Raw genomic sequence first — 24,494 nt, forward strand, 5'->3', positions numbered from 1 at the left:
AGGGACTGCCGCCTCCTTCCCAATCAAGCACTTATCCCCTCCCCTGCGAAGTGGGGGAGGGTTAGGGTGGGGGCAATCGACGCCCGCACCTCCGCTCCATCCTTACCTCCCCTACCCCTCTGACGGCTCTTCCACCTTGCGGCGCGCCAGCGGGTGATGGTCGTGCATGACCTTCTTCAGCCGTTCCGTCACCACATGCGTATAGATCTGCGTCGTCGCGATGTCGGCATGGCCCAGCATCTTCTGGACGGAGCGCAGGTCGGCGCCATGGTCCAACAGATGGGTGGCGAAGGCATGGCGCAGCACGTGGGGGCTGACCTTCTCCGGGTCGATGCCGGAGTCGATGGCCAGTTGCTTCAACAACTGGGCGAAGCGCTGGCGCGTCAGGTGCCCTTCGGCGGAGATGCGTGACGGGAACAGGAAGGGGCTATGCCCGGCCTCGCCCCCCGCCCCGGCCGTGGGCGGGATGAAGTGGCCGCGAAACGGGATATAGCCGGCCAGCGCCGCCAGCGCCGGGTCGGACAGCGGCACCATCCGTTCCTTGCCGCCCTTGCCGCGCACCAGCAGGCCGCGGCCGTCGCGCATGATCGCGGTCATCGGCAGGCCGACCAGTTCCGACACGCGCAGGCCGGTGGCGTAGAGCACCTCCAGCAGCGCCACCAGCCGCAGCCCCTCCGGCCCGCCGCGCGCCTCGGCGGTGGACAGCATGGCGCCGACCTCCGCCTCCGTCAGGATTTTGGGCAGCGGGCGGCCCTGTTTGGGGCTGTCGAGCGGCGAGGCGGGATCGTCGACGCGGCGGCCTTCGGACAGCAGGAAGCGGTAGAACTGCCGCATCGCCGACAGCCGCCGCGCCACGGTGCGCGGCGCGCCGTCCTTGCTCTGCACCGCCAGATAGGCGCGGAGGTCCTCGGTCCCCGCCGCCTCCAGCGCCACGCTGCGCTGGGCCAGCCAGCGGCCGAGGTCGGCGAGGTCGCGCTCATAGGCCAGCCGCGTGTTCACCGCCGCCCCGCGCTCCGCCGTCAGCATGTCGAGGAAGGCGTCCAAGTGCGGGGAGGTGGCGAGCGTACGCGGCTTGCACGGCCGGCCGCGGCGTTTGGCGCCGGGTTTGCCGGCGGGTTTGCCTGTGGCTTTGCCGGCGGCCTTGGTGGGGGGCTTGCTGCCGGTCATAGTGTCGGCGTCATGGTTGTGGTGGGTTCCCCGGGCATGAGGTCATTCGGCGGGTGAGGCGGGCACGGACGGGCCGGCGATGGCGGCCATCGCCTCGCGGACCAGCGCGCGGGCGTCCGGCTCCAGCCCGACCGCCTTCAGGTTGGCCGCCACGCGGGCGGTGACGACCGGCGGCAGGGCGGCGGGTCCGGCCTCCCCCATCAGCAGCAGGGCGACGGCCACCGTCTCGCCGATGCGGCCGCCGGCCGCGGCATCGCCCAGCCGCTGCCACAGTGCCGGATCGACGCCGGCATCGCTGCCGTTGGGCGGGCCGGCGCCGTCGGTGGCCTTCATCCACGCCTCGTCCGGGATGGCGACTCCGATGGCCTGGAGAAGCGCCAGCTGGCCGGCGATGCGGTTGCGGGCAAAGCCGTCGGCGCCGCGCAACGCCTCGTCCAGCCATGCGGTCAGCGCGCGCGGATCGTCGGCCCCGCGCCCGGTGGCGACCACGGACAGCGGCCACAGCCAGGCGGTATCGGCGCTCCGCCCGCCGCGCAGCGCCAGATCCTGCCAGCGCCGCGCCTGATCGAGCCGGCCGAGCGCGTAATAGAGCCGGGCCGCCACCGGGGCCAGCGCCGCGGCGTCGCCGCTGGGCGACACGCTGTCGAGCAGCCCGGCGGCGGCATTGCCGACCGGCCCGGCGCGCAGGCGCGGATCGACCAGCTCCACCGCGAGGGCGGCCAGGGCGACGCGGCGCCGGCCGTCCATCGCAGCCGCCATCGCCTGATGGACCAGGGCGCGGGTGCGGGCGCTGCGGTCGCGTTGGGCGATGTCACGCACCCGCAGCAGCTCGTCCCCCACCGCCGGCACCTGGGCATAGAGGTCCATCAGCTGGCGGGCGTCGAGGAACAACGAGGCCGCCGCCCGTTCACCGGCGGCGGCGCGGGTGGTGGGATCGGTGGAGGGGTTGGTGGCGATGGCGGCCAGCGCCGGCGGGTTGTCCAGCGGCAGCCGGTCGGGCGGTACGCCGATCCGCGCGCTGCGTATGGCGGCGAGCAGCAGCGCCGGCCCATCGCCGTCGCCTTGCAGGGACAGCATCCGGGCCGGCGGCGGCGCGGCGCCGGCCAGCGCCTCCGCAACCATCAGGAACGGGTCGGAACGCCGGCCGGCGCCGCGCAGCGTGGCCAGCGCCTCGTCGGTGCCGGCCCGGTCCCCGACGCGGGCGCGGCAGAACAGGGCCAGCCTGCTCCAGTAGGCGGAGGCGAAGCTCCGGCCGCGGGTCAGCGCCCGCGTGCAGTCCAGGCCGCCGCGCACCAGCTCCGCATCGGTCAGCGCTTTGGCCGCCGGTTCGTCCGCCGCCAGTGCGGCCGGCAGCAGGTCGGCCAGATCGGCCGCCCCGCCGGGGTCGCCGAGCCGCGCCAGCTTCTCGATGCGCAGGGCGCCGAAGCGGCGGGGCGGCGGCGCCTCTCCCGTCGCGACGGCGGGGGAACCGGCGCTCAGCAGCAGCCGGCGCTCCAGCGCCTTGACGGCGGGGGACGGGGTGTCGACCGGAAGCGCGGCGATCAGCGGCAGAAGCTCCGCCCGGCCGATGCCGCGCCAGGGATCGCCGCCCAGCCCCCGCACGCCGCTGAGGGTGCCGGCGCCGTCCGGGTCGGGCGCGCCCAACGGCTCGCTCGCGACGGGCGCCGGCCGCGCCACCACGGGGGAGACGGCGGGCGGCGGACTCACCATGGGCGGATAGGCCGGCACGACCGCCGGTGCGGGGGGCGGCGTGGGGGTCGGAGCAGCGGCGGGAGCCGGGACATCGGCCGCGGCATCGGGCGTCAGCCGGATCGGCGGGCCGAGGGCCTGGGCGGCGGTGGACACGGCCCAGCCCATGCCCAAGCCGGCCGCCAGCAGCCCGGCCAGCAGCGGAACAGCGATCCGGGGTACGCCCCCGGCCGATGGTCGGGGTTCAGCGCGGGAAGCGCTCATCCGGCAGAACCTTCTCCACCGTTTTCGACGGAGCCGGCAGATCCCACGAGGCGAGGAACACCATGCCACCGGCGATCACCAGCAACAGCAGGACGAGGAGGATCGAGAGAAACCGGCTCATGGCACCAGGGACGTGTTGTGTCGGAAAAAACGGAGGAGCGGAGCGGAGCTACCACGCCCTGCGTCCGCAGGGCTTGGGACAAGCAATGGCTTTTCTGCTAAAGCATCCGCGGCCCCGGCCGGGGGCCGGGAGGCGGCGCAGTGTAGCCACAGGTCGGACCGCGGCGCAACCCGTCCACCGGCTATTCCCAAGCTTCCGGATTGGGCCGGGGCGCTTGTGCCGGCCAGCTGTCGGCGGGTATGAGTGTTGTCTGTTTCAGCGGTGTGACGGCCGGCGGGGGCACGGGCCTGCTGGCATCGAAGGGTACGGGTGGCGGATCGGATGGACGTGATGGGACTGCGCAAGGCGATGACGGCCCAGGGCCCGGGCACTGGGGAAGCGGAGGATGCGGCGCCGCTGTTGCCGCGCACCGTGGTGCTGGTCGGGCTGATGGGGGCCGGCAAGAGCGCCATCGGGCGCCGGCTGGCGACGCGCCTGCACCTGCCCTTCCGCGACGCCGACACCGAGATCGAGGCGGCGGCCGGCTGCACCATCGCCGAAATCTTCGCCCGCGACGGCGAACCGGTCTTCCGCTCCGTCGAACGCCGCATCATCAGCCGTCTGGTGAAGGACGAGCCGGTGCATATCCTGGCGACCGGCGGCGGCGCCTTCATGGACCCGGAGACCCGCGCCGCCATCCGCGGGCACGGCGTATCGGTCTGGCTGCGGGCCGAGCTGGACGTGCTGGTCGCCCGCACCGCCCGGCGCACCCACCGCCCCATCCTGAACCAGGGCGATCCGCGCGCCATCCTGGGCCGGCTGATGGAACAGCGCTATCCCATCTATGCCGAGGCCGACCTGACCGTGGTCAGCGACGAACGCCCGCCCGACGTGACGGTGGAACTGGTGATCGACGCGCTGGAGGCGCATTTCGGCGTCCAGCTTCCCCACCGTGCGCCGCGCGGCGCACGGCACGGCAAGAGTGACGATTCCAAAGCCGAAACCGGCAAGACCGACGCCTCCTGAGCTTCGTCTCCGCCCTATTCCTGAACCACCAGCTTCGCGGACTGCCACGATGACCTCCGTCTCCGCCACCACCCCGGCCGCTCTCGACACCGTCCGCCTGGAGCTGGGCGCCCGCAGCTACGACATCCTGGTCGGCGACGGCGTGCTGGCCAATGCCGGCGAGCGCATCGCCGCCGTCACCCGCGGCCGGGCGCCCATCGTGGTGACCGACGCCAACGTGGCGCCGCTGCATCTGGACAGGCTGAACGCCGCGATGCGGGCGGCGGGGATCGAGCCGCAGCCGGCGATCGTCCTGCCGGCCGGCGAGAAGACCAAGGACTTCGCCCATTTCCAGCAGCTGATGGACGACGTCCTGGGCCGCGGCATCGAGCGGTCGACCGTCCTGCTGGCGCTGGGCGGCGGGGTGATCGGCGACATCACCGGCTTCGCCGCGGCATCGGCGCTGCGCGGCATCGACTTCATCCAGGTGCCGACGACGCTGCTGTCCCAGGTCGACAGCTCGGTCGGCGGCAAGACCGGCATCAACAGCCGCCACGGCAAGAACCTGATCGGCGCCTTCCACCAGCCGCGTCTGGTCATCGCCGACACCGCCACGCTGGACACCCTGCCCCGCCGCGAGGTGCTGGCCGGCTATGCCGAGGTGGTGAAATACGGCCTGATCCGCCAGCCCGACTTCTTCGCCTGGCTGGAGCGGAACGGCCGGCGGGTGGTGGACGGCGACAGCGACGCCCGGCGCCATGCGGTGACCGTCAGCTGCCGCGCCAAGGCCGACATCGTCGGGGTGGACGAGCGCGAGAGCGGCGACCGGGCGCTGCTGAACCTGGGCCACACCTTCGGCCATGCGCTGGAGGCGGCGACCGGCTTCGGCCAGACCCTGCTGCATGGCGAGGCGGTGGCGATCGGCATGGTGCTGGCCTTCGGCCTGTCGGTCCGGCTCGGCCTGTGCCCGGCCGAAGACGCCCGGCGCGCCCGCACCCATCTGGCCGAGGTCGGCCTGCCGGTGCGCCCGGCCGACATTCCCGGCGTCGCCTGGGACGTCGATGGGCTGGTGAAATCGATGGCCAAGGACAAGAAGGTGCAGGACGGCCGCATCACCTTCATCCTGGCCGACCGCATCGGCAACGCCTTCACCCGCCGCGACGTCGACGCCGCCGCCGTCCGCGCCGAGCTGGACGAGTCGGTCCGGCTCGCCTGATCCGCTAAATCACGGACAATCCGCCTTTCGCACAATAGCCGCGCCGACGGTTGCCCGCCCATACTCCCCCGACAAGACCGCGGCCATCCCGCCGCGGCGGAAACCGGGAGGATGGGCGATGAAGGCAATGATGGGCGTGCCGGCGATGGCGGTGCTGCTGCTGGCGGCGGCGCCGGCCATGGCGCTGGAGGTGCGCGAGCAGGCGACGATCAAGGCGCCGATCGATCAGGTGTGGAAGCAGATCGGCCCCTTCTGCGCCATCGGCGACTGGCACCCGGCGGTGGAGAGCTGCAATCTTCGCAAGACCGGGAACAAACAGGAGCGCGACATCGCGCTTAAGGGCGGCGGCGCCATCCAGGAGCGGCTGACCGGCCTGTCCGCCGCCAAGCACCGGCTGCGCTACACGCTGCTGAGCGGACCGCTGCCGGTGAAGAACTACAACTCCACCATCCGGTTGAGCGCGGTGGACGCCAACACCACCCGCATCACCTGGTCCTCGCACTTCGAAGCCAAGGGCGCCTCCGACGCCGAAGCCCGCAAGGCCATCGCCGGCATCTACACCAGCGGCTTCGATGGGCTGCGCAAGCGGCTGGAATCCGGCCAGTAACCGCGCCGGCGGCAAAGACATACGGCGATATGCGGTAAGTTTCCAGCAATCGGTTCTATTGACTATCTGTGCATTAAGCTGACAGGATCGGTATGCCGCGCTGCGAAATCGCGGTCGAGTGCATCGTTCGTCCACAAAACCTGCAATCACGAGGGAGACGGGACACATGCCGACACGCCGACTGATGCCTGACGTCATCAAGAACCAGGAGCTGTCCTGCCTGCCGCCGGGCGCCACCGTGCGCGATGCCGCCACGCTGATGGCTGAAAAGCGCATCGCCGCGGTGCTGGTCACCGAGGGGCGCACGCTGAAGGGCATCGTCACCGAACGCGACATGACCGCCCGCGTGGTCGCGGCCGGACTCGACCCCGACACCACCCGGCTGTCCGCGGTGATGACCGCCGATCCGGATACGCTGGAGCCGTCGGCCACCGCGCTGGCGGCGCTGGAACTGATGGAACGGCACCATTACCGCCACCTGCCCATCGCGGTGGGCGGCGAGGTCGTCGGCATGGTGTCGATCCGCGACCTCTTCGCCGTGGTGCGCACCCATCTGGAGGACGAACTGCGTAGCCGCGAAGCCTACATGTTCGGCACCGGCTATTCGGCGGAAGCCACTCTGGGATGACCGCGAGATTGACCTATAGGTAACGCTGCATTGCGGCGGGGTCGGGTTGACCGGGCGCCCGGCCCCACCGATAGTCGAGGGTGAGCCATCCTCACTGCTGAACTGGAACGCCCGATGTCCGCGCCCTCGCTGTCCGCCCCCGCCGCGCGCGAGCCGATCCACACCCGCCGCGTCACCTGCCAGGGATTCCGGCGCACGGACGGGCTGTGGGACATCGAAGGCCACCTGACCGACGTCAAGAGCTATGGCTTCCACACCGAGGAGCGCGGACATCTGGAGCCGGGAACACCGATCCACCAGATGTGGATGCGCCTGACGGTGGACGACAAGCTGACCGTCCAGGCGGTGGAGGCGGTGACCGAACACAGCCCCTACAAGGCTTGCGGCAGCATCACGCCGCGGTTCCAGCAACTGGTCGGCCTGCGTGTCGGTCCAGGCTGGACCCGCGCGGTGAAGGAGCGGCTGGGCGGGCCGAAGGGCTGCACCCATCTGGTGGAACTGCTGGGGCCGCTGGCGACCACCGCCTTCCAGACCGTCTACCCGATCCTGGCGCGCGAGGCGGCGGAACGCGCCAAGGCAGCCGGCAAGCCGGCCCAGGACGACGGTAAGCGCCCGGCCCTGCTGAACATGTGCCACATCTTCGACAGCAATGGCGAGGTGGTGCGCAAGCACTGGCCTGCGCACTACACCGGCGCGGAAAACGACGATGCCCGCGAAGAGGCGGCGGAATAGGCCGCGATTCCGCTCAGGCGTCCAGATGGGAATGGGCGGAACCGGCCGGGACCGGTCCGGGTGACGGAAAATTTCCGCCGACGGCGACCGCGGCCTTGATGCCTTCGGCCTCGTCGGACGGCGGCAGGTCGAACGGCGTGCCGACGAACGGATCGCTGCCGCCGTGCCCGGCGCGCTGATGGCCGTCCTCGGTGCAGGCTCGGCGGTAATAGGAGGCGATGAAGACCCGCACCGCGGACGTCAGGGTGACATCCGCATCCTCCGGGTTGATGCCCCGGCGGCGCGCCTGCTCCTCGATCCGCTCCTTGATCTGGGTGCAGAGGCGGTTGACGGTCAGACCTTCCCGACGGCCGATATCCTCCAGAGCATCCCACATCGACGGCTCCAGCCGCATGCTCGTGCGGTGCCCGCCGATCATGATGTTCTGGCTCCTCAACGGTTCCACCCCCGTCTGGGGAGTGTTCACCCGCTTCTTCTTCGGCCCACGCTTCGCCATCCGCAGCCCCTTCCACGAAGCCGCCGGCGGACATGCGAAGTTTGTGTCCGCCACGGCGCGATAAATGGTTGCATATATCGCACTCTACTAAACGCGGCGGGAATTGCAACCACGCTAGCGTCTTTCATTCTTACAAGATTTTCTAAAATCGACTCTTGGTTGCATCCATATGTATGCTATTTCCGGCGCCCATCCGCCCGTTATTTGGAGCGTGCGAACGGTCGATCCGGGACGGCGCCTGATCCGTTGAGTCCGGTCAGGCCCCGGCTTCGCCGGGGGCATGAGTGGTCAGGCCCAGCGCATGCACGCGCTCGCGCAGTTCGTCGGCCAGCAGGGCGTAGACCATCCGCTGGCGCTCCACCCGCGACTTGCCGGCGAAGGCGGATGAGACGACGGTGACGTGGAAATGGGTTTCCCCCGCGGCGTCCGCCCCGGCATGGCCGGCATGGCGGGCGCTGTCGTCGACGACCTCGAGCCGGTCCGGGGCCAGTCCGGCGGTCAGCTTTTCGCGGATGCGGGTGGCATATTCCATGGCGGGTCCTGATGTCTGGGCGCTGGTCGGGAAGGCGTGGGACGGGCGGCGCCGGGCAAGCGATTCCCGTCGGCCGCGCCGGCAGCCAGGAGAGGGTGCGAGCCCCGCTTCTGTCAAGCGCCTGTCAAGCGCAACGCCCTGCGGATTGCGGATGACGGAAGCCTGATTCGGCGCGCTTGCCAGAGGCATCGGCTCTTCCCATACTTGCCCGATGACCAGGAACCGCACCCGCTCCAGTTACGACAGCTACGCCGCTCCGCGTGCGGCCACCCGTGTGTGCGACCACCCCGAGTGCGTCGCCGCGGGCGAATACCGTGCGCCGAAAAGCCGCAGCAGTCTCAACGAGTACTGGTGGTTCTGCCTGGACCATGTCCGGGAATACAACCGCGCCTGGGACTATTACGCCGGCATGTCGACCGACCAGATCGAGGCGGAGGTGCGGCGCGACACCACTTGGCAGCGGCCGAGCTGGCCTCTCGGCAAATGGGCGACGCAGGAGCGCTTCATCCGCGAGCGCGTGGTCAACGGCTTCAGTTTCGAATTCGGTCACGAGACCGGCAAGACGAAGGATGAGGAAAAGGCGCATCGGCGCCACCACGCCCGCACCGACGAGGAAAAGGCGCTGGCGGTCCTGGAATTGACGCCGCCCGTGGACTTCACACGCATCAAGGCACGCTATCGGGAGCTTGCGAAAAAGCATCATCCCGATGCCAATGGCGGCGACAAGGCTGCGGAAGAACGCCTGAAAGAAATCAATCAGGCCTACAATACGCTGAAAGCCTGTTATGCTGCCTGAAACCCCGATGGCGGGCCGGGTCGATCCCGCGGCCGCCGGACAACCGACACCCGCTGGAACGTAAGAAACCACCCATGGCTTCCCAAGGAGCGACCCAGGCCAGCTCGGCCCTGTTCGACCACAAACCCGACACGACGGTCTCGGTGCGCGAGGTCTTCGGCATCGACAGCGACATGCAGGTGCCGGCCTTCAGCCAGCGCTCGGAGCATGTCCCCGACCTCGACAGCGCCTACCGGTTCGACCGGGACACGACGCTGGCCATCCTCGCCGGCTTCGCCTACAACCGCCGCGTCATGGTCCAGGGCTATCACGGCACCGGCAAGTCGACCCACATCGAACAGGTGGCGGCGCGGCTGAACTGGCCCTGCATCCGCGTCAACCTGGACAGCCACATCAGCCGCATCGACCTGATGGGCAAGGACGCCATCGTGCTGCGCGACGGCGTGCAGGTCACCGAATACCGCGAGGGCATCCTGCCCTGGGCCTTGCAGCATGCCTGCGCCCTGGTGTTCGACGAATATGACGCCGGCCGGCCCGACGTGATGTTCGTGATCCAGCGCGTGCTGGAGGTGGAAGGCAAGCTGACGCTGCTCGACCAGAACCGCGTCATCCGCCCCCACCCGGCCTTCCGCCTGTTCGCCACCGCGAACACCGTCGGCCTCGGCGACACCACCGGCCTGTATCACGGCACGCAGCAGATCAACCAGGGCCAGATGGACCGCTGGAACATCGTGGCGACCCTGAACTACCTGCCGGTCGACGCCGAAATGAAGATCGTCCAGGCCAAGGTGAAGTCGTACGACGACGCCAGGGGCCGCGACACGGTGGCGTCGATGGTGCGGCTGGCCGACCTGACCCGCGCCGGTTTCATCAACGGCGACATCTCCACCGTCATGAGCCCGCGCACGGTCATCACCTGGGCCGAGAACGCGCAGATCTTCAACGACGTCGCCTTCGCCTTCCGCATCACCTTCCTGAACAAGTGCGACGAGGTGGAGCGGCCGACGGTTGCCGAATACTACCAGCGCTGCTTCGGCGTAGAGCTGCCGGAGACGGGGGTCCAGGCGAACCTCGTGTGATGATGTATGCTGCGCCCTGTTTTTCGGTGAAGTCGGGGCGCAGCACACAAGGATTCACACGGATCGGGACGGACGGCATTTCCGGGCAAGAGCTTAATCAGCGGTTCACGTCCCGGCATGTCCGCAAGAGCCATGCCCTGCTCCGTGTCAACCTTGCCCACCGCGCCGTAACTCTCCCAAGAACGAAGACGCCCCGCGATGACCACCCAGAACGACTCCCCCGTCGAGGCCTTCAAGCGGTCCACCACCGCCACGGTGCGCGCCATGTCCCGGCGGGCGGAGGTGCAGGTGGGCTTTTCGTCCGATCCGCCGGGCCTGTCGGGCCAGCGGGTGCGGGTGCCGCTGCCGGCGCGCGACCTCAACCCTGTCGAGGTCGCCAAGCTGCGCGGGGCGGCCGATGCCGTGGCGCTGCGGCTGCGCTATCACGATGCAACCGTTCATGCCCACCGCATGCCGCTGGGCGATGCGGCGCGCCAGGCCTACGACGCGTTGGAGCAGGCGCGCTGCGAGGCGCTGGGCAGCCGCGACATGGCCGGCGTCGCCCATAACCTGGAAGCGGCGCTGGAAGACCGCTACGCCCGCCAGGGCTTCGACCGCTTCGAGGACCGCGGGCAGGTGCCGCTGTCCGAAGCGTTGCGGCTGATGGCGCGCGAGGCGATGACCGGCGCCCCGCCGCCGCCCGCCGCCGCCCATGCCGTCGACCTCTGGCGCCCCTGGATCGAGGAGCGGCTGGGCCGGGACATGAAGGGGTTGGCCAACTATGCCGGCGACCAGGAGGCCTACGCCAAGGCCGTCCGCCGCCTGCTGGCCGATCTCGACATGGAGGTCGGGCAGGAAGCCGACCAGGAAGAGGAGGAGGACCAGCAGACCCAGTCCTCCGAGGATGAGGAGTCGCCCCAGCACGGCCAGACCCGCGGCCAGGACGAGGACCAGTCCGACTCCGAATCCATGGCCTCGTCGGACATGCAGGATTCGTCGGAAGCGGGCGAGAGCGCCGAGGAGGGCGCCGGCGAGGAAGGCGACATGGAGATGGGCGAGGGCGAGGGGGCGGAAGAGCCCGCCGGCCCCGGCCAGCCCTGGCGCAACGACGTCAACCGCCGCAACGAGCCCGATCCCAACGCCTACAAGGCCTTCACCACCCAGTATGACGAGGTGGTCGACGCCGCCGACCTCTGCGACCCGGCGGAGCTGGAGCGGCTGCGCCACCTGCTGGACCAGCAGCTGCAGAATCTGCAGGGCGTGATCTCCAAGCTGGCGAACCGGCTGCAGCGCCGGCTGATGGCCAAGCAGCAGCGCTCCTGGAACTTCGATCTTGAGGAGGGCATCCTCGACGCCGCCCGGCTGGCCCGCGTCGTCGCCAACCCGGTGCTGCCGCTGTCCTTCAAGGCGGAGAAGGAGATGGATTTCCGCGACACGGTGGTGTCGCTGCTGATCGACAATTCCGGCTCGATGCGCGGTCGGCCGATCTCCATCGCCGCGATGAGCGCCGACATCCTCGCCCGCACGCTGGAACGTTGCGCGGTGAAGGTGGAGGTGCTGGGCTTCACCACCCGCGCCTGGAAGGGCGGACAGGCGCGCGAGGCCTGGGTCGCCGCCGGCAAGCCGGCGCATCCCGGCCGCCTGAACGACCTGCGCCACATCGTCTACAAGGCGGCCGACATGCCATGGCGCCGGGCCCGCAAGAATCTGGGGCTGATGCTGCGCGAAGGCATCCTGAAGGAGAACATCGACGGCGAGGCGCTGCAATGGGCGCACAACCGGCTGCTCGGCCGGCCGGAACAGCGCCGCATCCTGATGGTGATCTCCGACGGCGCGCCGGTGGACGACTCAACCCTGTCGGTGAATGCCGGCAACTATCTGGAACGCCACCTGCGCCAGACCATCGAGCAGATCGAAACCCGGTCGCCGGTGGAACTGGTGGCGATCGGCATCGGCCACGACGTGACCCGCTACTACCGCCGCGCCGTGACCATCGTCGATGCGGAGCAGCTGGGCGGCACGATGATGAACAAGCTGGCCGAACTGTTCGACGAGGACGACCGCCGCGGCGGCCGTCGCGGATGGCGTTGAGGTAAGGAAGCGGGCAGGGGTGTTTCCAGTTTTGTCAGTGACTTAGCTGGAAACACCACCTCAATTCAGGGCGTATCCTTACCTGCAAATGCCGGCTTTGCGCCTTCTCCGGTATCGGGAGAGGAAGGGAATGATATCGCCGGCGCCACCGGCTTCGCCACATCCTTCTTCTCCTCCTCCAGCACCAGACGCCAGAGTTCGGTCATGCCGGTGCGGCCGCGCAGCGACCGGCCGCCCTGGCGGACCAGCGGGACGGCGTCCTTGCCCTTGGCGGCGGTGACGCCGCTGGTCAGCACGATCACCTCGGCGTCGCCCTGGAGGGCGGCCGACAGCTCCTCGATGCGGGCGGCGACGTTCACGGTGTCGCCGACGATGGTGTAGTTGATCCGGCTGTCGGAGCCGATGTTGCCCACCACCACCGGGCCGCTGTGCAGCCCGACGCGGACATGGATCGGCGCCCGGCCGGCGGTGACGCGGCGGCGGTTGTCGGCGCGGATGGCGTGATGGATCGCCAGCGCGGCGCGCAGCGCGCGGACGGCATGATCCTCCTGCGCTTCGGGTGCGCCCCAGAAGGCCATCAGGGAATCGCCGATGAACTTGTCCACCGTGCCGCCTTCCGCCTCGATGCAGGCGGCGAGCAGGGTGAAATGTTCGTTCAGCAGGGCGGCGGTGTCAGCGGCGGCCATATGCTCGGCCATGCGCGAGAAACCGCGGATGTCGGTGAACATCACCGTCACCTCGCGCTGCACGGAATCGAGTCCGCCCTCGGTCTCGCGCTGGCGCATCAGGCGCAGGACCAGCGCCTTCGGCACATAGGTCTCGAACCAGCGCAGGCCGGCGATCATGGCGTTGAAGGCGGCGGCGGCGCGCGCCATCTCGCGCAGGCGGGAATCCGGCAGGTCGGGAATGGCGCGGAATTCGAAGGCGCGAACGCGGTCGGCGGCCTCGGCCAGCCGCGCCACCTGCCGGCTGATCCGCCGCCCGACCAGCAGCGCCACCCCGACCGACACCAGCAGGATGGCGAAGCCGACGGCGCCGGTGACGTAGAGCCGGCGGATCTCCACCCCCATCTCACCGTCGCGATAGCCGATGCCGATGATCCAGTCCTGCTGGCCGTACCCGGCCATCTTGCGGGTCAGAAACATGTATTCGCTGCCGAGAACGCGTACGCCGCGCGCCTCCACCCGCTTCTTAAGCGACTGGACCGGCACGCCGCTGGACCACAGCGCCGCCAGCGCCGGGTCGTCGACCTGATCGATGCGCGGCAGCGGCGGACCGTCGAGCTTGCCGGAGAAATCGAAGGTCCGGCCGACCAGCGCCGGATGGGCCAGCACATGGCTGTGGTCGTACAGCACGAAGGCGTTCAGCCCCTGTTCCACATACAGGACCTGCAGGAAGCGCGACAGATCGCCCAGCGAGACGCCGACCGCCACCTGCCCCAGATAGCGGCCGTCGCGCCGCACCGGCTGATAGAGGGTGACGAAGCTGTTCTGCGCCTCCTTCAGCCAGCGCGGGTCGGCCCAGCTGGCGGCGCTGCGGTTGGGGCCGTCCAGCACCTCCGGCGGGATGTCGCTGTCGCCCTGCATGTCGAAGGGCTCGGCCAGCAGTTCGCCGTTCAGCCGGCCGACGCGGACCCCAGTCAGGTCCGGGCGGATGAAGGCAAGGCCGGTAACGTCCGGCGCGCCGGCCAGCGCGCCGCGCAGCGTGTCGATCATCGCCGTGGTGTCGCCGGCGCGCAGGTCGCCGCGCTCCACCAGCCCGGCGACGAAGCGCGCCATCTCCCGCGCGGGGTCGAGCTGGTGGCGGACCCGCACCTCCACCCCGGCCAGCGCCAGATCGGCCTTGTCGTTCAGCAGGGCGAAGGTGTTGGTGCTGGCGCTGACCAGACCCAGCACCAGAACGCTGGCGACCGCCGCCAGCATCAGGGAGCCGAACCCCGCAACCAGAACCGCGGCGATGGGCAGCCGCAGCCGCCGACGCCCGGCGGGCTTCGGCTTCTGCGCCGGCTTCGCAGCCTTTGCCGGAACGGCCGGTGCGATCGGGGCGCGTGCTGACGGGGTGTCGGACATGCGCGGCAGCCTACCCGCCCGCCCGTCCGGCGGCAACCCGCCGGGCTGTATCCTTACGCGGATTTCATGCGGCCACGCTCACGCCGGGAAAGGCGCTATTCGCCGACAATCACCTTCACCCGGTGGCCGGGCGGCAAGGGCGTTCCGGGCGGCAGGTCGTTGATGATCCGGAACAATTCCTCGGCGTAAGGTTCCTGCGGCATGCGGCGGACGAAGCCGGCGACGCTGTCGCCGGGCTGCACCGTGGTCACCTGCACGCGGCGGGGGCGGTAGCGGGCGGCCTCCTCGGCGGTCAGGCGGTGGAAGCTGTTGGCCGCCGCCTGGAAATCGGCATCGAAACGCGCCAGCGCTCCGGCCGGCGCCAGGAAGGTGAAGCGGTACATCTTGCCATCCGGCGCGCGGATCGCCACCAGCCGGATGTCGGCACTGTCGCCATTGGACTCGCCGCGCGTGGTGGCGGTCGCCGCCGGCATGCCGCCGATGGTGATGCGCTGCAGGTTGGACAGATTGGCCCCCTTGCCCCAGACGCCGGTCAGGAAGGCGGCCGGGTCGGAGACGCCGGCGGCCGATCCGCCGTCGAAGGCCATGGCGGTGCCGTTCCGGCCCTTGGCGACCACCTGATCGGCGCCGTTCAGCAGCGCATAGCCCTGCGGCACGGTGAAGGCGATGCCCAGCTGCGGGTGGGCGAAGGTCCGGCCGCGGACATAGCCGTTCTCCGGGCTGTCGCCATAGACCATGCCGTCGACCGCCGCCAGGTAAGGATCGCGCGGGCGGGCGCCGCCCTGCGGCAGGGCACGGGCGAGGTCGGCGGCGCGGCGCACCCGCTCCTCGGTCGCCGGATGGCTGGCGAAGAAGTCGAAGCCGCCCTCGCCCTTGTTGCCGGCGCGCAGCCCCTCATACTGGCTGTCGCGCCGCAGCGTCTCCAGGAAGGTCGCCATGGCGAAGGGGTCGTAACCGGTGCGCCGCAGGGTCTCGACGCCGAGCTGGTCGGCCTCCAGCTCCTGCTCGCGGGAATAGCTGGCGACCACGGCGGTGCCGCCCAGCCCGGCAAGCTGCGCCAGCGTGTCGTTGCCGAACACCAGCCCGACCCCGGCGGCGAGAATCCCGGCGATGGTCTGCCGGGTCTGGCGCTGGGCCGAATGGTGGGCGGTGACATGGCCGATCTCGTGCGCCAGCACGCCGGCCACCTCCGCCTCGTCCTCTGCCAGCGCCAGCAGGCCGCGGGTGACGTAGACATAGCCGCCGGGCAGGGCGAAGGCGTTGGTCACGTCGCTGTCCAGCACGGTGAAGGTCCAGGGCTCGCGCGCCAGCGCGGTGGTGGCGGCGAGCTTGCGGCCGAGCTGGTCGATGTAGCCCTGCAGCCTGGCATTGTTCACCGCCCCGCCGAACTGGGCCAGGATCTTCGGATGCTCCTGCGCGCCGAGCGCCGCCTCGTCGCCGCCCGACAGCACATTGTCGAGCAGCCCGGCCTGGGCGCTCGGGACCAGGACGGGGGTGGCGGCCAGCCAGAGCGCGGCGAGCGCGGTGCGGAACGGCTTGCGGAAGGGGGCGTGGGTCGGCATACCGGTCAGAACCCCGCCCGGCGGCGGATGTTCCGCAACGACGGCATTCCCGATGCGACGTGTCACGCTCCCGCTTGTGTGCCTGCCGGTTCTGCTGCTGGGCTGGCTGCTGCTGGCCGCCGCCGCCTCGGCAGAGCCGCTGCGGGTCACCGCCGTTCTGGACGGCGATACGCTGGAGCTGGAGGACGGCCGACAGGTCCGGCTGGCGGGGATCGAGGCGGCAAAGCCGCCGCGCAGCGCCGGCTCCGGGGCCAATCCGGCCGACGGACGCGTCTGGCCGCTGGCGGAAGCGGCGACAAGGACGCTGAGCGATCTGGCGCTGGGCCGCCGCGTCCTGCTGCATGGGCCGGCGCCGGTCGACCGCCATGGCCGGCTGCTCGCCCATCTGGTGCGGGAGGATGGCCTGTGGCTGCAATCGGCGCTGCTGGTCCGTGGGATGGCGCGGGTCCACACCCGGCCCGACGCCCGCACCTATGCGGCGGAGATGCTGGCCGGCGAGGATACCGCACGCACCGCCGGGCGCGGGCTGTGGCGCAGCCGGGTCTATGCCGTGCGCGACGCCGCCGACGCGGACGAGCTTGCCCGCGACCGCGACAGCTTCCAGCTGCTGGAGGGGATGGTGCTGGCGGTGTCCAAGGGCGGCGGCGAGACCTGGCTGGATTTCGGCGCCGACTGGCGCAGCGACGTCACCGTCCATATCGGCCGCGCCGCGATGCGCGAGGTCACCCGCGCCGGCATCGATCCGCTATCCTACGAGGGCCGCCGCGTGCGCGTGCGCGGCTGGATCACGCTGCGCAATGGGCCGATGATCGAGATCACCCATCCCGAGCAGATCGAACGGCTGGAGCGGGAACCGGCCTCCGCCGCCCTGCGAAGCGGCAAGCCGGACGATGAAGATCCATGGGACGACCCATGGAATGAGGACGAAGCGGAGGACGACCCGGAATGATGAAGCCGTCGATTGCGCGTATGGGCGGGCGCCTGCTCGCCGCCTTGTTTCTTCTGTTTGGCGCCATGCCGATGCATGCGGCGCTGGCCGGCGGGCCGACATTGACGATCGCCGTCGCCGGGGCCGAGCGGGTTTTCGACCGCGACGCCCTGCTGGCCCGGCCCGACGCGGTGACCGTCGACATTCCCGCCGACATCTCCTATGGCCGGCCGATGAGCTATCGCGCCGTGCCGCTCGCCAGCCTGCTCGGCACCGGTGATTTCCCGCCCGGCGCCGTGCTGGAGGGGGTGGCGTCGGACGGCTTCACCGCACAGCTGCCGCCGGAGCTGTGCCTGCGCACCGGTCCCGACGGCGCCGTCGCCTTCCTGGCGGTGGAACCGGCCGACCGGCCCTGGCCCAACCTGCCGGGCAAGGAGGTGTCCGCCGGCCCCTTCTATCTGGTGTGGGTGCGGCCGGAGGCGTCGGGGGTGCGCAGCGAACAATGGCCCTACCAGCTGGCCCGCATCGTCGCCTCCGACGATCCGTTGCGGCGCTGGCCGCAGCTGGCGGTCGAGCCGGGGCTGGCCGCCGATTCGCCGATTCGCGCCGGGCAGGCGGTGTTCATCACCCAATGCATGGCCTGCCACACCCTGAACGGCGCCGGCAGCGCCACGATGGGTCCGGACCTGAACCGGCCGATGAACCCGACCGAATATCTCACGCCCGCCGGACTGAAAAGGCTGGTCCGCGATCCCCGCTCCGTCAGGACATGGCCGGGCCAGCAGATGCCGGGCTTCGATCCGGCGATACTGAGCGATGCCGATCTGGACCGCGTCGTCGCCTATCTGGGGCACATGGCGGGACGCAAGGCGCCCTGAAAAAAGATGCCCGGAGAAAAGATGCCCTGGGGAGGGGGCGTCACAGGATCGCGTTGAAGTCGTCCAGCAGCGTGGCGATGCGGCCGCTGTCGCTCTGGTCCATGATGACGCGGGCGCGCTTGCTCGCCTCCATCAGGTCGAGCGAGCGGATGCGCTTCTTCACCGCCGGCACCGACAGCGGCGCCATCGACAGCTCGCGCACGCCCAGCCCCAGCAGCAGCGCGCAATAGCGCGGATCGCCGGCGATCTCGCCGCAGACCGACACCGGGATGCGGGCGCGCAGGGCGGCCTCCACCGTGAACTGGATCAGCCGCAGCACGGCCGGATGCAGCGGGTCGTAGAGGGTGGCGACCTGTTCGTCGGCACGGTCGATGGCCAGCGTGTACTGGGTCAGGTCGTTGGTGCCGATGGAGAAGAAATCGGCGGCATAGGCCAGCGCGTCGGCCGCCAGCGCCGCGCCCGGCACCTCCACCATCACGCCCACCGGCGGCAGCGGATCGGCGATGGCGACGCCGCGGCGGCGCAGACGACGGGCGACCTGCCCCATCATCTCCCGCACCTTCTGCACCTCGGCGACCGAGGCGATCATCGGCAGCAGGATGCGCAGCGGCCCATGGGCGCCGGCCCGCAGCATGGCGGCCAGCTGGGTCTCCAGCAGCTTCGGTTCGCGCAAGCCCAGCCGGATGGCGCGCAGGCCCAGCGCCGGGTTGGCCGGCTCGCCATAGCGGCCGGCCATCCAGCCGGCCAGCTTCTCGCCGCCCAGATCCATGGTGCGGGCGGTGACGGTGCGGCCGCCCATCCCCTCGATCATGGTGCGCAGCACAGTGTACTGCTCATCCTCGTCGGGCAGATGGTCGCGGTTCATGAACATGAACTCGGTCCGCAGCAGGCCGATGCCCTGGGCGCCATGCTCCAGCGCCTGGTCCAGATCGCGGGGCAGCTCCAGGTTCGCCATCAGCGTCACGGCGGTGCCGTCGCGGGTGACGGCGGGCAGCTTGCGCAAGCTCTTCAATCCCTGGCGCTCGCGTTCGCGGGCGGCCCGGCGTTCGCCGTAGTCGTCCAGCACGTCGGCCGGCGGGTCGATCAGCACGCGGCCCTGCAGCCCGTCGACGATCACCGTCACGCCGTTGCGCACGCCGGCGAGCAGGCCGGGCGCGCCCAGCACCGCCGGCAGGCCGAGCGAGCGGGCGAGGATCGCCGTGTGCCCCTCCGCCCCGCCCAGCACCGTGGCGAAGCCGCCGACGACGGCGGGGTCGAGCAGAGCGGTGTCGGCGGGGGTCAGCTCCTCCGCAAGGATGATGCTGCCGGGAGCCAGGGTGCTGAAGGCCCGGTATTCCTGCTTCATCAGGTTACGGGTCAGCCGCCGCCCGACCTCGCGGATGTCGTCGATGCGCCCGGCCAGATAAGCGTCGTCCATGCCGGCGAAGGTGGCGGCGATGGCGGCGATCTCCGCCTGGATGGCGGCCTCCGCGTTGATGCGGTCCTGCTTGATGCGATGTTCCACCCCGCGGGTCAGGCGCGAGTTGGTGACCATCGACAGGTGCGCGTCCAACAGGAAGCCGATCTCCTCCGACGCCGAGTCGGGCAGGACCAGCGCCTTGCTCTTCAGCTTCTTGATCTGGCGGCGCGCCTTGGTCGCCGCCTCGTTGAAGCGGGCGACCTCCGCCTCGACCGCGTCGGGTTCGACGATGTATTCGGGGATGGCGACGGCGCCGCTTTCCACCACATGGGCCGGGCCGATGGCGATGCCGGGCGACACGCCGAGGCCGCGCAGGGCGCGTCCGGACCCGCCGGCAGACGTGCTCCAGGACTCAGGCGAGGGCGTTCCGCCGGAACCGCCGCGGTCGGGGCCGGCCACCGGGCCGCCGGTGGGGATGGCGGCCGGGACGGCGGAGGGCAGGTCACTCTTCATCGAACTTGCGGTTGATCAGGTCCAGGAGGGCGTCCATCGCCGCATCGGCCTGGGCGCCGCTGGCGCGCAGTTCCACACTGGTCCCCGGACCGGCGGCCAGCATCATCAGCCCCATGATCGATTCGCCGGACACCACGGAGTCGCCGCGGCGCACCGAGATCTCGGCATCGAAGGTGGCGACCAGCTTGACGAACTTGGCCGAGGCGCGCGCGTGCAGGCCGCGCTGGTTGGTGATGGTGGCGGTGCGGCGGATTTCACCGTCGGTCGGCGCCATGTCGTCGGGGTGGCTCATCGCGGGCGGTTCAGTCCGACAGGAGGGTGGAGGCGACGTTGATGTATTTCTGCCCGGCGTCGCGGGCGGCGATCACCGACTTGTCGAGCGGCTCGGTCTTGCGCACGCTGGCGAGCTTGATCAGCATCGGCAGGTTGACGCCGGCGATCACCTCCACCTTCGCCTTGTCCATGATGGAGATGGCGAGGTTGGAGGGCGTGCCGCCAAACATGTCTGTCAGCACCACGACACCCGATCCGTCATCGACCTCCGCCACCGAATTCAGGATGTCCTGGCGGCGCTGTTCCATGTCGTCGTCCGGCCCGATGCACACGGCGCGCACCTGCTGCTGTTCGCCCACGACGTGGAACAGCGCGGCGATGAACTCCTCGGCGAGCCGCCCGTGGGTGACAAGAACCATACCGATCATGGGACATCCTTCAAGGTTGGGTCCTCCCCGGAGACCTGCGCGCGGGCCGGTGCCGCAAGGCGCCTGTCCGCATCGCATCTGGATCGTTGGTTGGACGTATGGTCGTCAAGGCGCAATTTGCATCATCCCTGATGGGGGGCTTGGTGAGGGGCCTGATGGCCGGACTGCTGATTGCCCGGACCGGCGCCGGCGATCCGCAGCCCCAACCGCTCCAACTCGCGATGGCTCAGGTTGACCCGCAGCCCCTGCTCCTTCAGCCATCCCGCCAGCCGTTCGGCGACGAACACGGAACGGTGCTTGCCGCCGGTGCAGCCGATGGCGATGGTCAGGTAGCTCTTGCCTTCCTGATTGTAGCGCGGCAGCAGCGGGCGCAGCAGTTCGGTCAGGTTCCGGAAGAAGGCCGGGTAGTCGGCGTCGCCCTCCACCCGCGCGGCGACGGCCGGATGCAGGCCGGTCAGCGGTCGAAGCTCCGGATCGTAATGCGGGTTGGTCAGGAACCGCACGTCGAAGACCAGATCGGCTTCGCGCGGAAGTCCCTGGCGGAACGAGAAGGAGGTCACGAACACCTGCAGGGCTGCCTGGGCGTCACGCCGGAAATGTCCGGACAGGATGCGCCGCAAATCGTGAATGGACAGTTGCGTGGTGTCGATGGTGACGTCGGCCTCCTCCTTCAGCGGGAACAGCAGGGCGCGTTCGCGCTGGATGCCGTCGGGCACCGTGCGGTCCTCCGCCAGCGGGTGGCGGCGGCGCGTTTCGGTGAAGCGGCGCTGCAGCACCTCGTCGCCGCAATCCAGGAAGACGAGGCTGACGTCGAGGTCGCCGTCGCCCCGCAACTCCTCCAGCTCGTCCAGGAAGTTCTGCGCGGAAAAGTCGCGGGTGCGGCTGTCGATCACCAGGGCCAGCGGCCGGCGTTTCGGGTCGGCCTGCCGGATCAGGGCGGGGACCAGCGACAGGCGCAGATTGTCCACCGCCTCGTAGCCCAGATCCTCCAGCGCCTTCAGCGCCACCGACATGCCGGCGCCCGACAGGCCGGTGACCAGCACGACGCGCCCGCGGGAGGCAGCGGTGGCGGCGGAATCGCCCAACCCTTCGGAAGACGGCACGTCGGGAGATGTCATGATGTGACCGGGCTCGGCTGGGCGGACAGGCTGGCTGGCACCCGGTCCAGCCGGCCGCCGCACAGGCTGGCGACGGCAAGGCGGATCTTGGCGGGGGTCGAGGCGTCGAAGGCGCAAAGCCCGAGGCGGGGCAGGGCGACGCCCTGCAGCGTCTCGGTCTCCGCCTCCGGCAGGCGCTCCACCTCCAGACGGGAAACCAGATCGACGACGAGACCGACGGGAGCGGACGGGGCCGAGGGAACGGGCAGGATGCCAACGCCCCGCACCTCCAGCAGCCCGGCCAGCGTGGGCGGGGCAGAGGCGGTCAGGCGGCCGGGCTCGCTCTGCAGCACCACCCGGTCATCCGCGACCAGCAAGGCGCCGCCATCGATCAGTCGCAAGGCCAAATCCGATTTTCCCCGTCCGGACTCTCCACGCAGCAGCACGCCGATTCCGGAGAGCAAGACGCAGGTGCCGTGAATCGTCACCATAGTCTGGCGAAGGTGAGACGTGGCGCTGATTCTGTCAATGGAAACGGAACGGTGGCCCATGATGTCAGGCGGGGAAACCTGTCCGGGCTCCCCCATCCGCTTCCGACCGTTCTTTCGGTCTGATTGCTTGGGCGGCGTGATGGATCGGGCGGTGGGGCCCCTCAGGCGCCGACGGCGCCGCGGGGGGTGCGGCGGATCGCCTCCAGCTCCATGGCCAGCGCGTCGCGGCGCCGGATCATCTCGTCCAGATCGTCCAGCTCTGCCGCCTCCTGGCAGGCGTCGCGGAAGTCCTTTTCCCGCTTCAGCCGCACCAGCAGGACCTTGTAGTTGTCGGCGATGCTGGCGAGGTGGCGCTGCGCGCCCTGCAGCGCTTCCGCCAGTTGCGTCCGCTCCTGCGCGGAGTCCCGCATCAGCTTCGCCAGTTCCCCCTGTTGCCGCCCGGCATCGCGGATCAGGCGGGCCAGACGGTAACGGCGCAAATCGACGACCTCCGCCGAAGCGGCGCCGAAGCCGGCGGGACGGCGACCGGAACTGCGCGGAAACCGCACGGGGGACTCGGGTGGAGCGGACTCAGGCATGGCAACCCCACATCCTTGTTCCGGGCTGTGGTCACCCTCTTCCAAGCCTATGGAGCGAAAGCAAACAACCGGACCGATATGGTCCCGGTGCCTCGGCAGCCGGCAGGAGAGAGCGATCTGAGCCATGATCGGTGCTTACAGGCGGCTTGTCTAGCCGAGAGTGCAAAGGATGTATGAAATTCCGCAGAGCTTCTTACAGCAGAGGCAGGGTCACGACGAAGTCGGCACCATCGATGCTCCCATCCGATATCTTCCTATTTTGCGCAAATACTGAACCGTTGTGCGCACCGACTATTTGTTTCACGATCGATAGTCCGAGACCGGAGTGGGTGCCGAACTTTTCGCCCGCCGGCCTCTCGGTATAGAAGCGGTCGAAGATCGCCTCCTCCTTCCCTTCCGGGATGCCCGGTCCCTGGTCCGACACCACCACGGTGACGCTGCGGCCGTTGCGCCGGGCGGTCAGCCGCACCAGACCGCCGGGCGGCGAGAAGGACAGGGCGTTGTCGATCAGGTTCTGGAACAGCTGGGTCAGCCGCCCCTCCAGCCCCGGCACCACCAGCCGCTCGCCCGCCGTCACGTCGACGATGACACGCGGCGGCGCGGCGGCGGCCCCTCCCGTCCCGCCGGCCGCCACCGGTTCCTCGACGGTTTCGGCCACGGTTTCGGCGACAGTCTGACGCAGCTCCGCCAGCATCGCCAGCAGCAGGCCGATGTCCACCGGCTCCGGTTCGGCCCGCGACAGCTCGGCATCCAGGCGGGAGGCGTTGGAAATGTCGCTGATCAGGCGGTCCAGCCGCTGCACGTCGTCGGCGATGATCGCCATCAGCCGGTCGCGGTGGCGCGGATCGCTGACGCGGCCCGCCGTCTCCACCGCGCTGCGCAGCGAGGTCAGCGGATTCTTGATCTCGTGTGCGACATCGGCGGCAAAACGTTCGATGGCGTCCATCCGCGTCCACAGCGCGTCGGTCATCTCGCGCAGCACGCCGGACAGCTCGCCGATCTCGTCGCCGCGGCGGGTCAGGTCGGGAATCTCGGCATGGCGCCCGTGGCTGGTGCGCAGCCGGTCGGCAGCCTGGGCCAGCCGGCGGATCGGCCGGGCGATGGTGCCGGCCAGATAGAAGGACAGCCCCACCGTCACCAGCAGCGCCACCGCGAACACCCGCAGGATGTCGAAGCGGACGGAGCGGATGGCGCGGTCGATCTCGCCGCCGCCGCGGGTCAGCAGCACCGCGCCCAGCACCTCGCGGTAGCGCTGGACCGGCACCGCCACCGTCAGCAGCAGTTCCGGGTCGCCGCCGGCGCCGTCGACACGCCAGACGGTGGCCGCCGCCTCGCCGCTCAGCGCGCGTTCCACGTCCGGATTGGGCTCGCCCGGCTGCTCGCGGTAGACCGGCAACCCCTCCCGGCTCGGCACCACGTCGATCAGGCGGGTGTAGAGGTCGTTGATCGCGCGCGACAGCGGGTCGCCGGCCGGCGGGGAGGGCAGCTCGCGGATTTCGATGCGGCCCTGCGATCCCACCAGCACCCGGCTGTCGGACAGCATGCGTCCGTCGATGTCGTACAGACGGGTGCGCGTCGCCGTCGCCTCCGCCAGGCGGCGGATCATCGGCCGGGCCAGTTCGGGCGCCAGTTCGAACCGCTCGCCCCCCTCGTCGCCGGTGGGGGAGGGTGCGGTCAGGATGCGGTTGACCGCCCCTTCGCCGAGCGCCGAGGCGAAGATGCGCGCCTCCGTCTCCAGCGCCTCGGTCTCCGCCTGGATCAGCCGGTCCTGATAGCGGCCGAGATAGAGCAGGCCGGCCATCAGCAGGACCAGCGCCAGCACGTTCACCGCAAGGATGCGCAGGGTCAGCGGCGACACGCGCCGTCTGGTCCCGCCCCGGCCCAGCGTGGACACCGC

Annotated in this window: 24 protein-coding genes; 10 read left to right on the top strand and 14 right to left on the bottom strand. The window is 70.2% G+C overall.

The window, feature by feature from the left end; translation table 11 throughout:
• Positions 1-111: 111 nt before the first annotated feature.
• From FZ938_RS22920 to FZ938_RS30700, 3 genes are read right to left on the bottom strand one after another with little or no spacing between them, the layout of a single operon-like run.
• Positions 112-1,167, bottom strand: coding sequence for a site-specific tyrosine recombinase XerD (locus FZ938_RS22920; RefSeq protein ID WP_149200753.1), 1,056 nt, complete (start codon positions 1,165-1,167; stop codon positions 112-114).
• Positions 1,168-1,209: 42 nt separating this feature from the next.
• A complete protein-coding gene (locus FZ938_RS22925; protein ID WP_149200754.1) occupies positions 1,210-3,120 on the bottom strand; it encodes a hypothetical protein in 1,911 nt (636 codons plus the stop codon).
• On the bottom strand, positions 3,101-3,241 hold the full coding sequence (locus FZ938_RS30700) for a hypothetical protein (RefSeq protein WP_174757190.1): 141 nt from the start codon (positions 3,239-3,241) through the stop codon (positions 3,101-3,103). Before FZ938_RS30700 ends, FZ938_RS22925 begins: the two co-directional genes overlap by 20 nt.
• A 321-nt stretch (positions 3,242-3,562) precedes the next feature.
• On the opposite strand from FZ938_RS30700, the gene FZ938_RS22930 reads away from it, so the two are divergent.
• The 5 genes from FZ938_RS22930 (at position 3,563) to FZ938_RS22950 (ending at position 7,408) form a co-directional block, all read left to right on the top strand.
• Positions 3,563-4,246, top strand: coding sequence for a shikimate kinase (locus tag FZ938_RS22930; protein ID WP_246457602.1), 684 nt, complete (start codon positions 3,563-3,565; stop codon positions 4,244-4,246).
• 49 nt (positions 4,247-4,295) lie between these two features.
• The gene (gene aroB / locus FZ938_RS22935; RefSeq protein WP_149200755.1) at positions 4,296-5,441 is read left to right on the top strand and encodes a 3-dehydroquinate synthase; all 1,146 of its coding nucleotides are present in this window, start codon (positions 4,296-4,298) and stop codon (positions 5,439-5,441) included.
• Between the two features lie 118 nt (positions 5,442-5,559).
• Positions 5,560-6,048: an SRPBCC family protein gene (locus FZ938_RS22940; protein WP_149200756.1), complete on the top strand. Its 489-nt coding sequence runs from the start codon at positions 5,560-5,562 to the stop codon at positions 6,046-6,048.
• 166 nt (positions 6,049-6,214) lie between these two features.
• A complete protein-coding gene (locus tag FZ938_RS22945; protein ID WP_149200757.1) occupies positions 6,215-6,676 on the top strand; it encodes a CBS domain-containing protein in 462 nt (153 codons plus the stop codon).
• 114 nt (positions 6,677-6,790) lie between these two features.
• Positions 6,791-7,408, top strand: a complete 618-nt coding sequence (locus FZ938_RS22950; RefSeq protein ID WP_149200758.1) for a DUF2889 domain-containing protein — start codon at positions 6,791-6,793, stop codon at positions 7,406-7,408.
• 13 nt (positions 7,409-7,421) lie between these two features.
• Here the strand turns inward: FZ938_RS22950 and FZ938_RS22955 are convergent, their stop codons facing one another.
• On the bottom strand, positions 7,422-7,904 hold the full coding sequence (locus FZ938_RS22955) for a ribbon-helix-helix domain-containing protein (RefSeq protein WP_149200759.1): 483 nt from the start codon (positions 7,902-7,904) through the stop codon (positions 7,422-7,424).
• A 256-nt stretch (positions 7,905-8,160) separates the two neighbouring features.
• Positions 8,161-8,436, bottom strand: coding sequence for a BolA family protein (locus FZ938_RS22960; RefSeq protein ID WP_149200760.1), 276 nt, complete (start codon positions 8,434-8,436; stop codon positions 8,161-8,163).
• Positions 8,437-8,647: 211 nt separating this feature from the next.
• Between FZ938_RS22960 and FZ938_RS22965 the strand changes: the two genes are divergently transcribed.
• From FZ938_RS22965 to cobT, 3 genes are all read left to right on the top strand, one after another.
• Positions 8,648-9,232, top strand: coding sequence for a DnaJ domain-containing protein (locus tag FZ938_RS22965; protein WP_149200761.1), 585 nt, complete (start codon positions 8,648-8,650; stop codon positions 9,230-9,232).
• A 74-nt stretch (positions 9,233-9,306) separates the two neighbouring features.
• The gene (gene cobS / locus FZ938_RS22970) at positions 9,307-10,311 is read left to right on the top strand and encodes a cobaltochelatase subunit CobS (protein ID WP_149200762.1); all 1,005 of its coding nucleotides are present in this window, start codon (positions 9,307-9,309) and stop codon (positions 10,309-10,311) included.
• A gap of 198 nt (positions 10,312-10,509) precedes the next feature.
• Positions 10,510-12,381, top strand: a complete 1,872-nt coding sequence (gene cobT, locus FZ938_RS22975; protein WP_149200763.1) for a cobaltochelatase subunit CobT — start codon at positions 10,510-10,512, stop codon at positions 12,379-12,381.
• Positions 12,382-12,446: 65 nt separating this feature from the next.
• Here the strand turns inward: cobT and FZ938_RS22980 are convergent, their stop codons facing one another.
• Positions 12,447-14,450, bottom strand: a complete 2,004-nt coding sequence (locus FZ938_RS22980; protein WP_149200764.1) for an adenylate/guanylate cyclase domain-containing protein — start codon at positions 14,448-14,450, stop codon at positions 12,447-12,449.
• A gap of 95 nt (positions 14,451-14,545) precedes the next feature.
• Positions 14,546-16,078, bottom strand: a complete 1,533-nt coding sequence (locus tag FZ938_RS22985; protein WP_246457603.1) for a M48 family metalloprotease — start codon at positions 16,076-16,078, stop codon at positions 14,546-14,548.
• Here FZ938_RS22985 and FZ938_RS22990 point away from each other — a divergent pair.
• Positions 16,065-16,961 carry a thermonuclease family protein gene (locus FZ938_RS22990; protein ID WP_246457604.1) on the top strand — a complete coding sequence of 299 codons (897 nt, stop codon included), beginning with the start codon at positions 16,065-16,067 and terminating at the stop codon, positions 16,959-16,961. The two genes, FZ938_RS22985 and FZ938_RS22990, sit on opposite strands and share 14 nt — an antisense overlap.
• Positions 16,958-17,818 (top strand): cytochrome c, encoded by an 861-nt coding sequence (locus FZ938_RS22995; protein ID WP_211101146.1) that lies wholly within the window; start codon positions 16,958-16,960, stop codon positions 17,816-17,818. The genes FZ938_RS22990 and FZ938_RS22995 overlap by 4 nt, the downstream gene beginning before the upstream one ends.
• 40 nt (positions 17,819-17,858) lie before the next feature.
• On the opposite strand, the gene ptsP is transcribed toward FZ938_RS22995, so the two are convergent.
• From ptsP to FZ938_RS23030, 7 genes are all read right to left on the bottom strand, one after another.
• Complete coding sequence (ptsP, locus tag FZ938_RS23000; RefSeq protein WP_149200765.1) at positions 17,859-19,730, bottom strand: phosphoenolpyruvate--protein phosphotransferase; 1,872 nt, start codon at positions 19,728-19,730, stop codon at positions 17,859-17,861.
• On the bottom strand, positions 19,720-20,022 hold the full coding sequence (locus FZ938_RS23005) for an HPr family phosphocarrier protein (protein WP_149200766.1): 303 nt from the start codon (positions 20,020-20,022) through the stop codon (positions 19,720-19,722). Before FZ938_RS23005 ends, ptsP begins: the two co-directional genes overlap by 11 nt.
• A 10-nt stretch (positions 20,023-20,032) precedes the next feature.
• Complete coding sequence (locus FZ938_RS23010) at positions 20,033-20,431, bottom strand: PTS sugar transporter subunit IIA (protein ID WP_042690507.1); 399 nt, start codon at positions 20,429-20,431, stop codon at positions 20,033-20,035.
• A 122-nt stretch (positions 20,432-20,553) separates the two neighbouring features.
• A complete protein-coding gene (rapZ, locus tag FZ938_RS23015) occupies positions 20,554-21,549 on the bottom strand; it encodes an RNase adapter RapZ (protein WP_246457605.1) in 996 nt (331 codons plus the stop codon).
• Positions 21,546-22,079 carry an HPr kinase/phosphorylase gene (locus FZ938_RS23020; protein WP_343075090.1) on the bottom strand — a complete coding sequence of 178 codons (534 nt, stop codon included), beginning with the start codon at positions 22,077-22,079 and terminating at the stop codon, positions 21,546-21,548. The genes rapZ and FZ938_RS23020 overlap by 4 nt, the downstream gene beginning before the upstream one ends.
• A gap of 101 nt (positions 22,080-22,180) precedes the next feature.
• Positions 22,181-22,597: a hypothetical protein gene (locus FZ938_RS23025; RefSeq protein WP_149200768.1), complete on the bottom strand. Its 417-nt coding sequence runs from the start codon at positions 22,595-22,597 to the stop codon at positions 22,181-22,183.
• A gap of 193 nt (positions 22,598-22,790) precedes the next feature.
• Positions 22,791-24,491: a stimulus-sensing domain-containing protein gene (locus FZ938_RS23030; RefSeq protein WP_246457607.1), complete on the bottom strand. Its 1,701-nt coding sequence runs from the start codon at positions 24,489-24,491 to the stop codon at positions 22,791-22,793.
• Between the last annotated feature and the right edge of the window lie 3 nt (positions 24,492-24,494).

This window comes from Azospirillum oryzae, from assembly GCF_008364795.1.
GTDB classification, from domain to species: Bacteria; Pseudomonadota; Alphaproteobacteria; order Azospirillales; family Azospirillaceae; genus Azospirillum; species Azospirillum oryzae.